Below are 17,258 nucleotides of genomic sequence, written 5' to 3' on the forward strand. Positions count from 1 at the left end.
CCCGACGAAAACCGCACCGAACAGTGCGTATTTAACCCGGTACGCATAAATGCGCACCCGACGAAAACCGCACCGAACAATGTAGGGGCGCCATTTATGGCGACCGAAACGCACTGAAGTGACAAGCATTACGACATCAATGGCGATCCTGTCATTAGCAATACAGCTGATGGCGACCCTAGGGTTTAGCCAATTCATCCAGCACCTGCGTCAGTGAGGGGCGATGATGCCCACGAAAACCACTGACCGCTTCGGCGCTGAGTAAGGCATCTAGCACCGCATGCTCTGTCGCATCCGCAGCGGCGGCGAGCAGCGGTTCCAGCGCCGCATCTTCGGGCGGTTGCGGCGTGGTTTGCGTGGAGAATGCCACGGCAATATCGCCTGAGCCATGTCCCCAGTAGCTGCCCAAGCGCCCTAATCCCGCGCCCGCGCGTTTCGCGATACGTTTGAGTTGGCGTGCATCCAGCGGCGCATCGGTAGCCATAATAATGATGATGGACCCCGCATCACGTTGCGGCGTCAGCTCCGGCAGTAACGGCGCAATCATCTCACCCAAGCGCACGCCATCCAGCGTCAGGGCGGTTAGCGCACCAAAGTTAGCCAGCACCAAAACACCCAGCGTGGCATTCAGTGAAGGGATCAGACGTGATGCACTGCCAATACCGCCTTTCAAGCTAAAACAGCTCATGCCGCGACCCGCGCCCACGCTGCCGCGCGCAAAATCAGTTTGCGCCACGTTCAACGCATCCTGTGCCATCGCTTCCGTTATCGCTAACGCCTGGATGTCATTCAGCCAGCCATCGTTGCACTCCAGCGCCAGCGGGTTCACCGTGGGCAAGCTGCGACCTAATTCAGGGTTGCGGCTAATCGCATCGCGCACCAGCGTGGTAAACAACGTGCCCACCGCCAGCGTGTTGCTGAGCAGAATCGGGGTCTGCAAAACGCCCAACTCCTCGACCTGCACCAACCCGACCGGTTTGGCGAAGCCGTTAAACACTGCTGCCCCGCAGGGCAGCGGGTTGAGGAACAGGTTATCGCCCGGCGGGACAATCGCCGTCACGCCGGTTTGCCTCTCGCCGTCGGCCAAGGTGTGATGGCCGACGCGCACGCCTGGCACATCACTGATGCGATTGGTCGGCCCGCAGGCACTGCGCGGTTGCCCCAGCTGTCGCTCGCTGCGCCAGCGTTGCAGCAGCCCATTGCGCTGCAGTTGTTGAAAGTCCATATTTAGCTCTTCAGTTTGGGATCGAGCGTGTCGCGCAGCGCATCACCCAGCAGGTTAAACGCCAGCACAGTAATAAATATTGCCAGACCAGGGAATACGCTGACATGCCACAAGCCCGCCATCATCATGCTGCGGCTCATCGCCAGAATATTCCCCCACTCCGGTACGTCCGGCTCTGGGCCGAGGCCAATAAAGCTGAGGCCCGCTGCCGTTAGAATACTGGTGCCGATGCGCATGGTAAAATAGACAATCACATTGGAGAGCGTGCCGGGCAGAATATGGCGCAGCAGGATCACGCGATCGGGCGCCCCCGCACAGCGCACTGCTTCCACATAGGCCGCCTGCTTCAGTGATAAGGTAGATGCACGCACAATGCGCGCAAACACCGGCACACTGAACACCGCGACGGCGATAATCACGTTATTCAGCCCAGGTCCGAGAATCGCCACCACCGCAATGGCCAGCAACATGCCGGGAAAGGCAAAGAGCACGTCAGCGCCGCGCATGATCAGCATATCCACCCAGCGACCATAATAGCCCGCCAGCAAACCGAGCAGCACACCCACTACCATGCCCAGCGTCACGGAAAGCACCCCGACGTACAGCGAAATGCGTGCGCCATAAATGATGCGGCTTAACAAATCGCGCCCCAACTCATCGGTGCCCATCCAGTGTGCCGCAGACGGCGGGGATGACAGCGCCATCCAGTCTGGCACCATCGGATCAAAGGGTGCCAGCCAGGGTGCAAAAATCGCCACCAACACCAGCAGCAAGACAAAACCACCCGACACTAGCGCCAGCGGGTTGCGCATAAAGGCGTGCCAAAAATCGCGCCACGGGGAGCGAATAGTCTGTGACGATGCAGCAGACAGAGATTGTGTACTCATCACGACTCCTGACGCAGACGAATGGCGGGATTAACCACGGCGTAGAGCAGATCCACCAGCAGGTTAATCACAATAAATTCAAACACGAACAGCATCACTAACGCTTGAATCACCGGCTGATCCTGCGCCTTGATCGATTCGATCAACAACCAGCCCAAGCCTGGCCAGTTAAAGACGCTCTCCACCACAATCGATCCACCGAGCAGGAAACCAAACTGTAAGCCGAGCATGGTGATCACCGGGATCAGGGCATTACGCATCACGTGTTTCCAGGTCACCAGCCGATTGCGCAGCCCTTTTGCCTTGGCGGTGCGCACATAATCTTCCTGCGCTACTTCGAGGAAAGCGGAACGGGTGAAACGCGCCATCACTGCGGCAACGGAAGAACCCAAGGTGATGGCGGGCAGGATGATGTCGCTGGCTTTATTGAAGCCGCTCACTGAGAACAGGCCAAAGGGCATGGCGACAAACTGGATCAGCAGCAGGCCCAGCCAGAAAGTGGGCATCGAGATGCCCCCCACCGCGACACTCATCAGCGTCCAGTCCTGCCATTTTCCGCGCTTTAAGGCCGCCAGCACCCCAAGAAATAGGCCCAGGATCACGGACCAGGCGAAGCCCGCCAGTGCCAGCCACAGCGTCGGCATAAAGCCCTGCTTGATGACGTCCAGCACCGGTTGTTGGGTGCGGTAAGTGACGCCGAGGTCGCCACGCAAAAGTCCGCCAATCCAGTTAACGTACTGCTGCGGCAACGGATCGTTGAGACCGAGATGCTGACGCGCGGCTTCGACGGCTTCAATCGGTGCGTCTGGCCCAGCGTAAATACGTGCGGGATCGCCCGGTAACAGCTTGATAAAACCGAAGACCAGCAGCGAGACCACCAGCAAGACCGGGATCATCTCCAACAGTCGACGAATGATGTATGCGAACATGCAGTTCCTTTTAAATGGGTACCAAATGCGCATAAATACGCACCCAGATACGCATAAATGGGCACCCTACAGTGTGAATGGGTGCTCAAGTACCCTACGTAAAATATGCAGATTACCCGTTGGGTCGCCATTTATGACGTAATGCTCACTTAAGCCAATCAGTGCGTATTTAACCCGGTACGCATGAATGCGCACCCTACAAAAACCGCAATGAGCAATGTAGGGTCGCCATTCATGGCGACCGAAACGCAGTTAAGTGACAAGCACTACGCCATTTATGGCGACCCTTGACCCCATCTCTACTTAAATGAAGCCTGGGTATAAATGAAGTTGCCATCTGCCAGCATCGACACGCCGCTCAGGTTGCTGCGTTTGCCCACCAGGTTGTCTGGCGTGCCGAGGAAGGCAACTGGGGCATCTTTCCACAGCAGTTTTTGAGCTTCAGCATAGGCTTCACCACGCTTAGCGGGATCGGCAGTGGCGAGTCCACCCGCAATCGCCTTATCCACATCTGGATTGCTGAAGTAAGAGACGTTGTACGAGGTCGGCACCCAAGATTCGGTGGCATACAGCGGGCGAAGCGCCCAATCCGCATCACCGGTTGAGGTTGACCATCCGCCGTAGTAGAGATCGAATTCGGCTTCTTTAGGATCTTTCACGCCCCACAATTTAGCGTTACGGGTGCCGGAATCCATTGGCGTGACCGTGGCGCGAATGCCGACGGTGGCCAACTGGGCTTTCAGCACCTGCGCCGCACGCACGCTGGCGGTGGTATTGGTGGTCCAGAGTTTGAGATCCAGGCCATTCGGGTAACCCGCCGCTTTCAGCAACGCTTTGGCCTCATCCGGGGCGTAGTGATAATTCGGCTCGCTCTGTTTCTGATAGAACTGCACCCCTTCCGGCATCGCGGAAGAAGCCGGTTTACCCATGCCAGCAAACGCCACTTTCAACCACAAATCACGGTCGATGGCATAGTTGATAGCCTGGCGCACGCGTACATCGGCCAGCGGCTTGTGCTGGGTGTTGATCGCCATGTAATAGAGGTAAATGCTCGGATCGCGTTGGATCGCTAACTTGCTATCGTTCTGTACGGTGGCGATTAGATCGGAAGGCAGCGGCCAGATCGCATCAACCTGACCTGATTTCAGTGCTGCCACTCGCGTCGCATCTTCCGGGCTTGGCGAGAAGGTGACTTTATCCACCTTCGGCCAGCCTTTCTGCCAATAGCCATCGTACTTCACCAGCGAAACGGCTTTGCCCGGCTGCCACTCAACAAATTTAAACGGACCGGTGCCGACCGGATGCAGGCGCAGCTGTGCTTCTTCTGGGTATTGTTTGAGGATCGCCGGGCTCCACATCACTGCTGACGGGTGCGCAAGGGTATTGATGAAGGCACCAAAGGATTGATTGAGATCGATTTTCACCTGATCCGGCGCCAGCACCGTAACCTTGGCAATCATCTTATACAGGCTGTTGCGCTTCAGGCCTTTGGTCTGATCGGCGAGGCGATCGAGGTTGGCCTTGACCGCTTCAGCATCAAACGGCGTGCCGTCCTGGAAAGTGACGCCTTTACGCAGCGTCAGGGTAAATTCGGTGGCGTTGTCATTATTGGTGTAGCCCGTCGCTAACCAGGGTTGCAGCTTCATCTGCGCATCAAACTGGAACAGACGTTCAAAGATACCGCTCTGCACCGAATAGCTGACGTTATCCGAAGTATCGTGCGGGTCCAGTCCGGTGATATCGGCATACATCGAAATGCGCAGATCCTGCGCCTGCGCGGCAGCGGCCAGCGCGAGGGTTAAGCCAAAAGCCAGTGACGAACGGCGAAAAAGGGTTTTCATGAAATCTCCTGGTATTGAGCGTTAGCGCGATGCAATGTCGTCAGCGACCCAGTGTTGCGGCGCAACCTGGCGATAACGGGGTTTGGTGACCGTTTCACCCACTTTGCGCAGTGGCGAAGGGATCTCGCTGTCTTCAAAAGTGCGAGGTTGACGGTTCTGTGGATCGGCCACCGGCACCGAGGCCAGCAGACGTTGGGTATAAGGGTGTTGTGGCTGGTTGAACACCGACTGACGCGGCCCAAGCTCGACAATCTGGCCGAGGTACATCACCGCCACACGGTTGGCAATACGCTCCACCACCGCCATGTCGTGTGAGATGAAGATCCATGCCACACCGGTTTGCTGTTGCAGGTCCATCATCAGGTTCACCACCTGCGCCTGCACCGATACGTCCAGCGCGGAAACCGCTTCATCCGCGATAATCACTTTAGGCTTGAGTGCCATGGCACGGGCAATCGCAATACGCTGGCGCTGACCGCCAGAGAACTCGTGCGGATAGCGCTGCGCATGTTCCGGCAGCAGGCCGACACTTTTCAGCAAGGCATCAACCTGCGGTGTGGCTTCTTCCAACGATTTCACCAGACCGTGCAGCAGCAGCGGCTCGGCTATGGTGAAGCCCACGGTCAGACGCGGGTTAAGTGAGGCATACGGGTCTTGAAACACCATCTGGATTTCGCGGCGTAACGGCTGGAACTGCGCCTCTTTCAGATCGGCAATTTCACTGCCCTGAAAATGAATGCTGTCGGCATGGCTGTTAATCAGACGCATCAACGCACGTCCAGTAGTGGATTTGCCACAGCCACTTTCACCGACAATGGCCAGCGTTTCACCCGGCCACAAGCTGAAGTCGATTTGCTCCACCGCGTGCACCTGATGGGTGAGCGCCGAAAAGATGCCGCTGCGAATCGGGTAATAGACTTTTAAACCGCGCACATCCAGCAGCGGGGTTTCGTCATAACGGGCGGTGCGCTGTTCCGTGTTCTGCGTAGGCTGCGCGCCCAACAGCGGGAAGCGTTGCGGCCACGCGTGTTCACGCATGTCGCCCAGTTTCGGTACGGCGGCCAGTAGCGCTTTAGTGTAAGGATGCTGCGGCGCATTGAAGATGTCGGCGACCGAGCCCTGTTCCACCACTTCGCCGCGCAGCATCACCACCACACGGTCGGCGATTTCCGCCACCACGCCCATGTCATGGGTAATAAACATTACCGCCATCTGCTTCTCGCGTTGCAGATCGCGCAGGATGTGCAGAATGCGTGCCTGTACCGTGACGTCCAATGCGGTGGTAGGTTCATCGGCAATCAGCAGCTGTGGATCGCACGCTAGCGCTTGGGCAATCATTACGCGCTGGCGCATCCCGCCCGACAGTGAATGCGGATAGCTCTTCATAATGCGATCCACATCAGCGATACGCACCTGACGCAGCAGTTCACGGGCACGCGCATCGGCAGTGGGCTTATCGCATAGTTGGTGATCGCGCAGTGCTTCAGTAAGCTGATCGCCCACGCGTAACACCGGGTTGAGCGAGGTCATCGGCTCCTGAAAAATCATTGCCATTTCACGGCCACGCAAGGTGCGGCGCTGGGTCTCATTCAACGTTTCCAGTGCATGCTCGCTACCCTTGCGGTCCCGGAACTGCATGCTGCCACGATCGATACGTCCCGAGGCGGCTAACAGGCCCATCACGGCCAGGGAGGTTACTGATTTCCCCGATCCGCTCTCCCCGACCACGGCAACAATTTCACCCGGGTGAATGGCGAAGCTGATGCCTTTGAGCGCCTGATTTTCGCCGCTACGACTGCGAAACGAGACGCTGAGATCCTGAATCGCAAGCACCGGGGTTGAACCGGCAACGCGGGCGGCGTTGGGGGTAAATAAAGTGTCCGTCATCGTTGCCTCTTGCGGTTACAGCCAGATGCGGCCTTGAGCGTAGGAAAGGAAGGGTGAGCTGTCAGCCGCCAACCAAATTGGGCCATCGAGATCGACATGTTCAGCAGCAATCGCTACTGGCAGCGCGGCTTCCATCGCCAGTGAAGATCCCAACATGCAGCCGACCATGACGCGCATATCCTGCTTATTAGCTTCTTCCACCATCGCCAGGGCTTCGGTTAAACCGCCGCACTTATCCAGCTTGATGTTGATCATCTCGTAACGATTGTGCAGCTGCGCGATATCTTCTCGGGTGTGGCAACTCTCATCGGCACACACCGGAATCGGATGGGTAAAACGTTGCAGGTCTTGATCCTGTCCCGCAGGCAGCGGCTGCTCAACCATGGCGATGTTGTAGGCTTGCAGCGCCGTAAGCAGGCTGTGCAGATCCACGCCAGACCAGGCTTCATTGGCATCAATGATCAGAGTGGCACGCGGCGCCGCTTTTCTGATGGCTGCCACCTTCTCTAGAATTTCGTCACGGTTGAGTTTGATTTTTAGCAGGATGGCACCACGGGAAACCGCATCCGCAGCTGCGGCGGCCATGTTTTCGATGGAATCGAGACTTAGAGTTTCCGCCGTGATCACCGAAGGCGGCGCCACACGCTCGCACTGCTGCCACAACGTGTGTTTCGCCAGTGCAGCATCAAGACGCCACAGCGCACAGTCCAGCGCATTACGCGCTGAACCGGCGGACACACGGCGTTGCAGATCGAGACGGCTTAAACCCGCTTCAACGTCCTCACGTAGGGCTTCCAATTCTGCCTTTACGCTATCTGGTGTTTCATCGTAGCGCGGCGTTGGCGTGCATTCGCCACGACCAATAAAACCGTTCTGCTCCAGCGTGACGCGAATGACGGTGACCGCAGTGCGCGTGCCCCGTGAAATAGCAAAGGGACGCGCCAGCGGCAGCTCCAGCACTTCAATCTGCATGCGCCGCATCTTAGCCACGCTCCTGCAGCAGTGCAGCGATATCAGCAATCCCGAAACGTACCGGATCGGTGGCAGGCACGCCAAACTCCGCCGTAATTTCTGCACAATAGGCGCGTGCTTCCTCTTCACTGTAGTTAGAGGTGTTGATGGCGAAACCCGCCAGCTGTACATGATCGCTGGTGACGTGCGCCGCACGCAGGTTAGCTTCCACGCAATCTTTCAGGCTGACCATCGGTTGATGAGGTAAATGGCGCATATGTGGGCGGCCCATTTCATGGCACATCACCAGCCAGTGCGGCTGTGCACCGTGAATCAAGCCCATGCTGACGCCGGCATACGAAGGGTGGAACAGTGAACCCTGGCCTTCGACGATATCCCAGTGATCGGCATCATTCGCCGGTGATAAGGCTTCAGCCGCGCCGGCGATAAAGTCGGCAATCACGGCATCAATGGCAATACCTTCACCCGCCACCAAAATTCCGGTTTGGCCAGTGCACGAAAATCGGCTTTCATGCCACGTTCACGCATTGCCGCTTCGAGCGCCAGTGAGGTGTACATTTTGCCCACAGAGCAGTCAGTACCGACAGTGAGTACACGCTTACCAGTACGCTTCTTGCCGCTGCCGACATTGAGTTTGGGTCGCATATGGCGCAGATCAAACAGCTCAACGCCAAACTCCTGCGCTAACGCCACCAGCTCAGGCTCATCCACCAGACGATGATGCAGACCGCTAGCCACGTTCATGCCCGCTTTAATCGCACCTTTAACCGTATCGAGCCAATGTTCAGGCAGATATCCACCGGCATTGGCGGTACCGAGTACCAGGGTTTTCGCGCCGCGCTGCTGCGCCGTGGCAATGTCGAGGACGTCTAAGCCAAGGCTGACAGTACAGCCTGGTAATTTAATTTCACCAACACACTGCTCAGGTCGCCAGACCTGAATACCGCGCGCGGTTTTAGCAGCCAGTGGGTCGGTGACATCGCCAAGGAAGAGTAAATAGGGTTGTGGGATCAGCATGATGTTTCTCGTTTCAGACGGGTTAGAGGGTCTGAATCGACTATTTCATGCGGAGAAAAGGGTGACGAATGCTTGTTTGGTGGCGGGGTATAACGTCAGGCTATAGTCAGATCAAAAACCGATGATAGCAGGGCTAAAACAGGGATAGATGAGGAAAAGTGTGAAATAAAACGGTGGGAAAGATAAGAAAATCATTGATAACCACCGGTCGATCCTTGACCGCGATTATCGAGGGTATCTGTGGCGCTTAGTGTAATGCGCCCGGCGGTACGTGTTTGAAGGTCTCAACGTAAGTGCGGAACACGTAGCGGAAAAAACGTTTCATGGTTACCTGGCTCAAAAATAGTTTAAGAAACACGTAAAAAGTATAGCTAACGCGCATTTCTTACGCAAATATTTTTGAGCCAGATCACAAAATTGAGGATTTATTGCCGAAAACAGCCTTAGCTGAACCAACCAAGATGTTCGATAAGAATGGTACAGCCGATGCTAATCAGCACCACACCGCCTAATACCTCTGCCCATTTGCCCATCACCGGACCAATAAATCGACCGACCATCACGCCGGTCGTCGCCATCACCGTGGTCGCTGCGCCAATGGTTACTGCTGTCAGAATGATATTCACTTGCAGGAAGGCCAGACCCACGCCCACAGCCAGCGCGTCAAGGCTGGTCGCCACCGCTGTCAGGGCGAGCACCATAAAACCGTGGCGTTGCGGCGCTTCACAAGGTTCGTCGGCAGTCTGACGGAAACCTTCCATCATCATGCGGCCACCCAGCACGGTTAACAGGCCAAAGGCCACCCAGTGATCCCATGCCATGATGTAACGGCTGGCAGCCAAGCCAATTGCCCAGCCAATCAGTGGAGTCAGCATCTCGATGACACCAAAAATCAGGCCGGTGCGCAGCGCTTCTTTGAAATTCGGGCGATGTAAGGAAGCGCCTTTGCCCAGTGCTGCGGCGAAGGCGTCCATCGACATACCAAAAGCCAGAATCAGAGTTGCGATAAATGTCATGGGTTTTCAATCAATGCCGCGGAAAAAGCATTCAAACTGGCGATTTTCCGCATCTATTGTTCAGTAATGAAAAAGTGCGCGCAGTCTAGCACGCAAAAACGCCAAAAAAAAGACAGTAAAATCATGGATTTAAGTATAGCAAAGGCTATAACTCTTAACTTGCGCTATTTATGACGCTAAGTGAATGGAATAGAAGAATTTTCTTAAGCCTGATCGGCATGGGGATTGCACTGCGCCGCCGTTTTGTGCGCTAATGCCCGCGCTAATTGATAGGAAAACTGCGATGAAAAACCCACTCGAAACGCTGATTATCCCTGGAGGCATCTTGCTGCTGGGATTTCTCTCTGCGCTACTGTTGCCTGCCCCTCAGTTTGGCCTTGAGTTATCCAAACAACTCCAGGCGCAACTGCATTTGCAGGACCTGAATCAGCTTTACACCATTGTCTTCTGCTTATGGTTCCTGATTCTTGGCACGATTGAATATTTCGTCATCCGTTTTATCTGGCGTCGCTGGTCAAAAAAATGAAATGATCCGCCGCGCGATGCATTTTTCTTCTGACTCAGGCCCAGTGCGGCCGATCATTTGACACCCACAAAAATGTAACATTAGTTTTACACAAAGTGGCGAAACATTGCGCAACAGAAAAACCGCATCAAAAATCAATTTTTAACAAATCATTTATTATCATACGTTTAGTTTGTGATCTGGGTCACCAACACACATTTCACTTGCTCAAGGACCTCACAACCCCGCAACAACTACGTTACGATAACCCTCTGATTAAGGGATAAAAATCCCTTATGGCTGCGGGGTTGAGCTGATTAATTCTTATGCTGAATCATTTCCGCCTTTAAAAAATAAACAAACGTTTAATTCCGATACGAGAATGTTATATTCGAATGCATATGCATAACGTGCAGTTAATCGTTATCGTCCCTATGACTTAAACCTGAGTCTTAACCTTTGAGAAATAGCGCGACGCGCTCGAAAGAAGCGTGGCTGTTTCGCCTGCAAACCTGTTGAGCTTCAGGTCAACAGAGAGAGGAGATGTCGCCTCATGAGCACTACTGCGGTAAATTTGGCGCTCGCCGCCGCTGGCATGGATAGCGCAAACCTTCAGGAACGGAAAGATGTCGACGTGCTGCTGATCGGGGCAGGCGTGATGAGTGCGACCTTGGGCGCATGGCTGCAGGATCTGGAGCCGGACTGGTCGATTGAGATGGTCGAACGCCTGGATGATGTGGCGGTGGAGTCCTCCAACGGCTGGAACAATGCCGGTACCGGCCATGCCGCGTTAGCCGAGCTGAACTATACGCCGCAGAAGGCGGATGGCAGCATCGACATTACCAAAGCGGTAGCGATTAACGAATCGTTCCAGGTTTCCCGCCAGTTCTGGGCGTATCACGTTCAGAAAGGCAATCTGCATAATCCAAAAAGCTTTATCCACAGTACGCCACACATGAGCTTCGTTTGGGGCGACGATAATGTTGAATTCCTGCGCAAACGTTTTCAGGCGCTACAGAAAAGCACTCTGTTCCGTGGGATGAATTACTCTGAAGATCGCGACCAGATTACCCAGTGGATCCCGCTGGTGATGAACGGTCGTGACAGCAAACAGAAAGTGGCCGCAACCTGGACCGAGATGGGGACAGACGTTAACTTCGGTGAAGTGACGCGCCAACTGATTGCCTCCTTAGAGAAGAAAACCAATTTCCGCCTGCGTCTGCGCCAGGAAGTGCGTGATATCAAGCGCCTGAGCGATGGCCGCTGGCAAGTGACGCTGCATAATCTGGCTAGCGGTGAAAACCGCCTGCTGACGACGCGCCAGCTGTTTATCGGTGCGGGCGGTGCAGCGCTGCCACTGCTGCAAAAGTCCGGTATTCCAGAAGTGAAAGGCTACGCCGGTTTCCCGGTGGGCGGCTCTTTCCTCGTGACCGAGAATCCAGAAGTGGTGCAGCAGCACATGGCGAAGGTGTACGGTAAAGCGAGCGTGGGTGCCCCACCTATGTCTGTACCGCACGTGGACACCCGCGTGTTGGATGGCAAGCAAGTGCTGTTGTTTGGCCCGTTTGCCACCTTCTCAACCAAATTCCTGAAGCAGGGCTCGCTGCTGGATATGTTCGGCGCGATGAACGGCAGTAACCTGATGCCGATGGTACAAGTCGGCCTTAAGAGTTTTGATTTGGTGAAATACCTGGTCGATCAGGTATTGCAGAGCGAAGACGATCGCATGGAAGCCCTGCGTGCTTACGTACCCCAGGCTAAGCAAGAAGACTGGCGTTTGGTCACTGCTGGCCAGCGTGTGCAGATCATCAAGAACGATGAAAAAGAGGGCGGCGTGCTGCGCTTGGGCACTGAAGTGGTCACCTCTGAAGATGGTACGATTTCTGCATTGCTTGGCGCTTCACCGGGTGCCTCAACGGCTGCACCAATCATGCTGGAATTGATGGCGAAAGCCTTCCCCGAGCAGATGCGCTCACCAGAATGGCAGACCAAGATCCGTGCGGTCATCCCGACCTGGGGCCGTAAAATGAACGGTGATGTGGCATTAACCGAGAAGATTCTGGCGGAGACCTGCCGCGTACTGCAACTCGACTACGCTCCAGTCGTGACACCAAATGCAGCGAACGATGAAGCGCGCGAAACAGCACACGTCGTGGGAAAGTAACAAGGCATTCTTGATTGCCCGCAAATGATAATGAGGCCGCGCAAGCGGCCTTTTTTATGTCTAAATGCGAGAAATGTCCCAAATTGGGATATAAGTTTGCTATAGTCCCATGACGGGACTAAGATGCGCGACATGAGAATCATATTGGTACGGTCATTAAGGGAGTTCATAACGGCGAACCCCGACTCAGCTCAGCCGTTGAGAGCCTGGATTGATGAAGCGCAAAAGGCCAATTGGTCAAGTCCGGCAGACATCAAGGATCAATACCGCAGCGCCAGCATTCTGAAAGGCAGTCGCGTGGTATTCAATATAAAGGGAAATGATTATCGACTGGTTGCGGCCATCGCCTACCCGCAAAAGCTGATTTTTATAAAATTTATCGGCTCACATCGGGAATACGATGCCATTGATGCAAATACAGTGGAGCAACGCAAATGACACTGACCATCAAACCCATTCACAACGAGCTTGATTACGAAGCGGCTCTCGAGGCCATATCTCCGCTCTTTGATAACGTGCCTGAGCTGGGCACACCAGAAAGCGATTATATGATTGTGATGAGCATGCTGATTGAAGCATGGGAAAAAGAGCATTACCCGATTGAAGCTGCCAATCCCATTGAGGCAATAAAATTCCGTATGGAACAACAAGGCTTAACAGCAAAGGATCTGGAGCCTGCAATTGGTCGCCGTAACCGCGTCTATGAAGTGCTAAACGGCAAACGATCGTTGTCTCTGGAGATGATTCGCAACCTGCATAAGCAGTTTGGTATCCCTTTAGAAAGCCTCGTGGGTCTCTAATGCACAGGGTCACCAGCAATGGCGATCCTGTGCTTCTGTTACATGTCTGGCCTCAACTGAGCAATACCGCGTCATACAGCATCCATCCGGTGGTCGCCACCAGCGACAGCGCCATCAAGCTGTTAAACGCCTGACGTTTCCACGCGACCTGCAAATGCGTGCGCAGACGGTCACCCAATGCAGCCCAAATCAGAATACAGGGCAGGTTCAGCGCAGCAAATCCCAGCAGCACCGTCAGCACGCCATTGCTGTTGGCATACATTAAGGCCACGTTCGTCACCATCAACCAGGCTTTCGGGTTGACCGCCTGAAAACAGATACCGCCCACCAGCGTCATTGGACGTGGGCGCTCTCGCGCTTCTGGCGCGCCAGCGCGGAAAATTTTCCATGATAGCCACAGTAAATAACTGCAGCCCACCACCGTCAACGGCAAGCGAATCGATGCCATCCAGTGCAACAGCACATCCAACGCCATGCTTGCCAGCAGCATCTGTACCGCACATCCCACCAGAATGCCGAACAGCATTGGCAGTGTGCGCCTGAAGCCGAAATTCACCCCAGAAGTTGCCAGTAATAGATTGTTCGGGCCGGGCGTGATCGACATAACGGTGACGTAGCTGAAGAATGAGGGATCGAGCATGGTGCATTCCTTGATGAATCAGTGAAACCTCATGCTAGTGCGTATAAGGGGATGGAAACAGAGACACAAAACACCTATTGTGATGGATACAGTTATCGTTAATCTGAATTGTACCTATCGCGCGCGGAGGCTTTTGTGTCCCTTCCCCTTTCATCCAGTCAAACGCTGTATCAACAACTGGCAGACAGCTTTGCCGAGTCGATTCATCAGGGCACGCTAAAGCCGGGAAAACGGCTACCTGCCATCCGCCGCGTGGCGCAATCACATCAAGTCAGTGTGAATACGGTATTGAATGCCTGGCAAATCCTGGAAGATCGCGGCCTGATTGAAGCCAGACCGCAATCTGGCTACTACGTGCGGGGTGTTTTGCCCGCAGTGACGCGTCCGGTGAAGCCGTTACCCGCCAAAATTAACGATCCCAGCACGCAGAAACTGGAATTGATTGAGCAGGTTTTCGCGGCACAGAATAATGCTGATTACACCAATATCTCCTTGGCTTGCCCCCAAGACGGAACATTTTATCCTGCGGCGCGTTTGGGCCGAATTACGTCAGGAATTCTCCGGCACAACCCAGACATTATCGGTCGCTACGCGCTTCCTCCGGGTAGTGAGCGCTTACGGGAGGAGATTGCTCGCCGCAGTTTACACAATGGTATCAATCTCACCGTACATGACATCACCCTCACCCACGGATGCATGGAAGCCTTACAGCTGGCGCTGCGTACCGTGACAAAACCTGGCGATTGTATTGGGTTGGAATCCCCCACCTATTTTTTCCTGTTCCCACTGCTGGCCTCACTTGGCTTAAAAGCACTGGAGATTCCCACCGATCCTCAGCAGGGTTTGTCGCTTGATGCGTTGGAAATGCTGTTGCAGGAGCAGCGCATTCAGGCACTGATCGCGATGCCTGGCGCACAGAATCCGCTGGGTTACGTGATGTCGTTAGAGAATAAGAAGCGGCTGGCAAAGTTAGTGAATACTTACCACGTTCCGCTGATTGAAGATGGTTTGTATGACGAACTGCAGTTTGACTGGCCTTTGTCACCACCGGTAAAAGCTTTTGATAGTGAAGGTTGGGTGATTTACTGCACCAGCTTTACCAAAACCGTCGCACCCGATTTCCGCGTAGGCTGGACGGCCGCTGGCCGTTTCCATGAAGCGGTGGCCCGCCTTAAAGCGGTTTCATCCATGTCGGAATCACGCCTGTTGTGTGAGACGCTGGCCGAATTCCTCGCCAGTGGCGGTTACGATCACCATTTGCGCTCACTTCGCCGTCGCTATGCCGCCAATCTTGATGCAGCACGCGGCATCATCGCGCGGCATTTTCCACAGGGCACCCGCGCTACCCTGCCGCGTGGTGGCTTTGTGTTTTGGGTTGAGTTACCCGGCAAGGTGGATACGGTGGAGATGTTTAATCGGTTATTGCAGGAGCAGATTTGCGTCACGCCGGGCGCGCTCTATACGCTTAGCGATCGCTACAAGCACGCGCTGCGCCTCTCCTGCTGCTATCCCTTTGATGAGCGTTACACGTGGGCTTTAAAACGCACCGGCGCACTGGCCTGCGAAATCACAGGCCTCGCACCGGGACAGGATCAAGGCTTGCCGTTGCGTCCCCAGGTGGTATAGCCCTCGCGTTCGGTCAGGCGCTCATAATAGAGCTGTACGGCCGGAAAATCGGGGTGTTCGAGCGGGGTTTCAAACCAGCGATTGACCGCAAGCCCCACCGGAATATCAGCCAACGAGAAGTTGCGGCCTGCGACATAGCGCCCGGTTTTTTGCAGATGCTGGTCGAGAATGTTCATGGTATGCGTCCAACCTTTGATGGCGGCGGCCAGCAAGCGCGGGTCCTGATGAGCGGGCGAGTTGCGTACCAGTGACATAAAGGCATAACGCCAGGAAGTATTGAGTTCAGTGGCTTGCCAGTCCATCCACTGATCCACCGGCGCACGCGCACGAGGGTTTTCAGGGTAGAGCCAGTCACCGCCGTTACTGTTGGCGAGATAGCGCAGAATGGCATTGGATTCCCACATCACGAAGTCATCTTCAATGATGACTGGAATCATGGCGTTGGGATTGAGCGCCATAAATTCTGCCGAGTGCAGCGATTGTGGGTCTTCACCCCAGGGTTCGTGCTCATAGGCGAGATCCAGTTCTGAGCATAACCACAGAACTTTGCGCACGTTGATTGAAGAAGTACGACCAAGAACTTTTAACATAGCGGACTCCGATTCCAGAATTCTTAATCTATTCATAGCCCTGTTGCTGCACTTTCGCAATCAGCAGGATGTAATTCCCGATTTCAGACAACCTCAACGAGGAAGGAGAGACAATGAAGGTCGCATTTAAACAGGTGGATGTATTTACCTCGTCGGCATTTAAAGGTAATCCGCTGGCGGTGATCATGGAAGCACAAGGATTAAGCGATGCGCAGCTGGCGGCCATCGCACGCTGGACCAATTTGTCGGAAACCACTTTTGTATTGCCGCCGCAGGATGCCGCAGCCGATTACCGTGTACGTATTTTCACCACTGAAGGTGAGCTGCCGTTTGCAGGCCATCCAACCCTGGGGACGGCTCATGCCTTGTTAGAAGCAGGTTGGCCAGTGAAAACGCCGGGCAAGATCGTACAAGAGTGTGGCGTCGGCTTGGTGGATGTACGTATCAGCGAGAGCGGCGCATTGGCCTTCGCGGCACCCGACGTCACGCTAACGCCCTTTGAGGATGCACTGATGAGCAGCGCATTGAATAGCGAGGCCTTTGACACCAGCCAGACGCCAACCATTGTCGATATGGGTATTCGCTGGCTGTTAATCCCGATGAGCAGCGCACAAGCGGTATTGGAGGTTAAGGCCAGCGCAGCGGATCTACTGCGCTTACAAAAGCACGCCGACGTGAATGGCACCGCCATTTTTGGACCGCTGCCAGACGATTGCGGCGAACAGTTCGAAGTGCGTGCGCTGCTGGTTGAGAACGGTAGCCTGACCGAAGATCCGGTGACGGGCAGCGCGAATGCCTGTCTGGCACGCTACTTTGCGGCACAGGGGAAAATGCAGGATTATCGTGCACGTCAGGGCAGCGCGATTCAGCGTGAAGGGCGGATTCTGGTGAGCTTTAGTGAAGAAGCCATCTGGATTGGCGGCCAGACCGTGACGGTGATTGATGGGACGATTGATTTATAGCTGAACTGCGCCCGTGATTGAAGGGTGCTATTCAGTTGTAGCTGATCTGTGCGCGTGCTTGAGGGAACGGATTCAGTCAGGGCCGATCAGTGCCCGAGTTGGACCAGGTCAGCATCAATGCTGACCCTACAAAGTTTGTCACGCTATGCATTAATGCGCGCCGAGTCCCATCAACTTTTGTAGGGTGCGCATTCATG

Annotated in this window: 15 protein-coding genes and 1 pseudogene; 6 read left to right on the top strand and 10 right to left on the bottom strand. The window is 54.8% G+C overall.

All coding sequences use genetic code 11. From position 1 onward, the window contains the following. Window positions 1–178: 178 nt before the first annotated feature. The 8 genes and pseudogenes from HA51_RS25510 to mntP form a co-directional block, all read right to left on the bottom strand. Complete coding sequence (locus HA51_RS25510; RefSeq protein ID WP_084938244.1) at window positions 179–1,225, bottom strand: DmpA family aminopeptidase; 1,047 nt, start codon at window positions 1,223–1,225, stop codon at window positions 179–181. Between the two features lie 2 nt (window positions 1,226–1,227). Beyond that, window positions 1,228–2,112, bottom strand: coding sequence for an ABC transporter permease subunit (locus HA51_RS25515; protein WP_084938245.1), 885 nt, complete (start codon window positions 2,110–2,112; stop codon window positions 1,228–1,230). Then, window positions 2,112–3,041 carry an ABC transporter permease gene (locus tag HA51_RS25520; protein ID WP_084938246.1) on the bottom strand — a complete coding sequence of 310 codons (930 nt, stop codon included), beginning with the start codon at window positions 3,039–3,041 and terminating at the stop codon, window positions 2,112–2,114. Before HA51_RS25520 ends, HA51_RS25515 begins: the two co-directional genes overlap by 1 nt. Window positions 3,042–3,340: 299 nt before the next feature. After that, window positions 3,341–4,882 (bottom strand): glutathione ABC transporter substrate-binding protein, encoded by a 1,542-nt coding sequence (locus HA51_RS25525; protein WP_084938247.1) that lies wholly within the window; start codon window positions 4,880–4,882, stop codon window positions 3,341–3,343. 21 nt (window positions 4,883–4,903) lie between these two features. Further along, window positions 4,904–6,769: an ABC transporter ATP-binding protein gene (locus HA51_RS25530; RefSeq protein WP_084938248.1), complete on the bottom strand. Its 1,866-nt coding sequence runs from the start codon at window positions 6,767–6,769 to the stop codon at window positions 4,904–4,906. 15 nt (window positions 6,770–6,784) lie between these two features. Then, window positions 6,785–7,750: an N-acetyl-D-Glu racemase DgcA gene (gene dgcA / locus HA51_RS25535; protein WP_084938249.1), complete on the bottom strand. Its 966-nt coding sequence runs from the start codon at window positions 7,748–7,750 to the stop codon at window positions 6,785–6,787. 1 nt (window position 7,751) lies between these two features. After that, window positions 7,752–8,758: pseudogene (gene dgcN, locus HA51_RS25540) on the bottom strand (N-acetyltransferase DgcN). 443 nt (window positions 8,759–9,201) lie between these two features. Beyond that, window positions 9,202–9,774, bottom strand: coding sequence for a manganese efflux pump MntP (gene mntP, locus HA51_RS25545; protein ID WP_084938250.1), 573 nt, complete (start codon window positions 9,772–9,774; stop codon window positions 9,202–9,204). Between the two features lie 283 nt (window positions 9,775–10,057). Between mntP and HA51_RS25550 the strand changes: the two genes are divergently transcribed. The 4 genes from HA51_RS25550 (at window position 10,058) to HA51_RS25565 (ending at window position 13,243) form a co-directional block, all read left to right on the top strand. After that, window positions 10,058–10,300 carry a DUF1158 domain-containing protein gene (locus HA51_RS25550; protein ID WP_084938251.1) on the top strand — a complete coding sequence of 81 codons (243 nt, stop codon included), beginning with the start codon at window positions 10,058–10,060 and terminating at the stop codon, window positions 10,298–10,300. A 532-nt stretch (window positions 10,301–10,832) separates the two neighbouring features. Then, window positions 10,833–12,443: a malate dehydrogenase (quinone) gene (gene mqo / locus HA51_RS25555; protein ID WP_084938252.1), complete on the top strand. Its 1,611-nt coding sequence runs from the start codon at window positions 10,833–10,835 to the stop codon at window positions 12,441–12,443. Window positions 12,444–12,575: 132 nt separating this feature from the next. Then, complete coding sequence (locus HA51_RS25560; protein WP_084938270.1) at window positions 12,576–12,881, top strand: type II toxin-antitoxin system HigB family toxin; 306 nt, start codon at window positions 12,576–12,578, stop codon at window positions 12,879–12,881. Next, window positions 12,878–13,243 carry a helix-turn-helix domain-containing protein gene (locus tag HA51_RS25565; protein WP_084938253.1) on the top strand — a complete coding sequence of 122 codons (366 nt, stop codon included), beginning with the start codon at window positions 12,878–12,880 and terminating at the stop codon, window positions 13,241–13,243. Before HA51_RS25560 ends, HA51_RS25565 begins: the two co-directional genes overlap by 4 nt. 52 nt (window positions 13,244–13,295) lie before the next feature. Here HA51_RS25565 and HA51_RS25570 read toward each other — a convergent pair whose 3' ends face one another. Further along, complete coding sequence (locus HA51_RS25570; protein WP_084938254.1) at window positions 13,296–13,883, bottom strand: LysE family translocator; 588 nt, start codon at window positions 13,881–13,883, stop codon at window positions 13,296–13,298. A 135-nt stretch (window positions 13,884–14,018) separates the two neighbouring features. Between HA51_RS25570 and HA51_RS25575 the strand changes: the two genes are divergently transcribed. Continuing rightward, a complete protein-coding gene (locus HA51_RS25575; protein WP_084938255.1) occupies window positions 14,019–15,509 on the top strand; it encodes an aminotransferase-like domain-containing protein in 1,491 nt (496 codons plus the stop codon). On the opposite strand, the gene HA51_RS25580 is transcribed toward HA51_RS25575, so the two are convergent. Then, the gene (locus HA51_RS25580; protein ID WP_084938256.1) at window positions 15,476–16,099 is read right to left on the bottom strand and encodes a glutathione S-transferase family protein; all 624 of its coding nucleotides are present in this window, start codon (window positions 16,097–16,099) and stop codon (window positions 15,476–15,478) included. The genes HA51_RS25575 and HA51_RS25580 overlap by 34 nt on opposite strands. A 113-nt stretch (window positions 16,100–16,212) precedes the next feature. Here HA51_RS25580 and HA51_RS25585 point away from each other — a divergent pair, with 113 nt between their 5' ends. After that, window positions 16,213–17,061, top strand: coding sequence for a PhzF family phenazine biosynthesis protein (locus tag HA51_RS25585; protein WP_084938257.1), 849 nt, complete (start codon window positions 16,213–16,215; stop codon window positions 17,059–17,061). Window positions 17,062–17,258 lie beyond the last annotated feature (197 nt).

It is taken from the genome of Pantoea rwandensis (genome assembly GCF_002095475.1).
GTDB classification, from domain to species: Bacteria; Pseudomonadota; Gammaproteobacteria; order Enterobacterales; family Enterobacteriaceae; genus Pantoea; species Pantoea rwandensis.

Excerpts from the sequence above, each read along its gene's own strand:
- HA51_RS25510 (WP_084938244.1), bottom strand. The coding sequence starts at position 1,225 with ATGGACTTTCAACAACTGCAGCGCAATGGGCTGCTGCAACGCTGGCGC.
- HA51_RS25515 (WP_084938245.1), bottom strand. The coding sequence starts at position 2,112 with ATGAGTACACAATCTCTGTCTGCTGCATCGTCACAGACTATTCGCTCC.
- HA51_RS25520 (WP_084938246.1), bottom strand. The coding sequence starts at position 3,041 with ATGTTCGCATACATCATTCGTCGACTGTTGGAGATGATCCCGGTCTTG.
- HA51_RS25525 (WP_084938247.1), bottom strand. The coding sequence starts at position 4,882 with ATGAAAACCCTTTTTCGCCGTTCGTCACTGGCTTTTGGCTTAACCCTC.
- HA51_RS25530 (WP_084938248.1), bottom strand. The coding sequence starts at position 6,769 with ATGACGGACACTTTATTTACCCCCAACGCCGCCCGCGTTGCCGGTTCA.
- dgcA (WP_084938249.1), bottom strand. The coding sequence starts at position 7,750 with ATGCGGCGCATGCAGATTGAAGTGCTGGAGCTGCCGCTGGCGCGTCCC.
- mntP (WP_084938250.1), bottom strand. The coding sequence starts at position 9,774 with ATGACATTTATCGCAACTCTGATTCTGGCTTTTGGTATGTCGATGGAC.
- HA51_RS25550 (WP_084938251.1), top strand. The coding sequence starts at position 10,058 with ATGAAAAACCCACTCGAAACGCTGATTATCCCTGGAGGCATCTTGCTG.
- mqo (WP_084938252.1), top strand. The coding sequence starts at position 10,833 with ATGAGCACTACTGCGGTAAATTTGGCGCTCGCCGCCGCTGGCATGGAT.
- HA51_RS25560 (WP_084938270.1), top strand. The coding sequence starts at position 12,576 with ATGAGAATCATATTGGTACGGTCATTAAGGGAGTTCATAACGGCGAAC.
- HA51_RS25565 (WP_084938253.1), top strand. The coding sequence starts at position 12,878 with ATGACACTGACCATCAAACCCATTCACAACGAGCTTGATTACGAAGCG.
- HA51_RS25570 (WP_084938254.1), bottom strand. The coding sequence starts at position 13,883 with ATGCTCGATCCCTCATTCTTCAGCTACGTCACCGTTATGTCGATCACG.
- HA51_RS25580 (WP_084938256.1), bottom strand. The coding sequence starts at position 16,099 with ATGTTAAAAGTTCTTGGTCGTACTTCTTCAATCAACGTGCGCAAAGTT.
- HA51_RS25585 (WP_084938257.1), top strand. The coding sequence starts at position 16,213 with ATGAAGGTCGCATTTAAACAGGTGGATGTATTTACCTCGTCGGCATTT.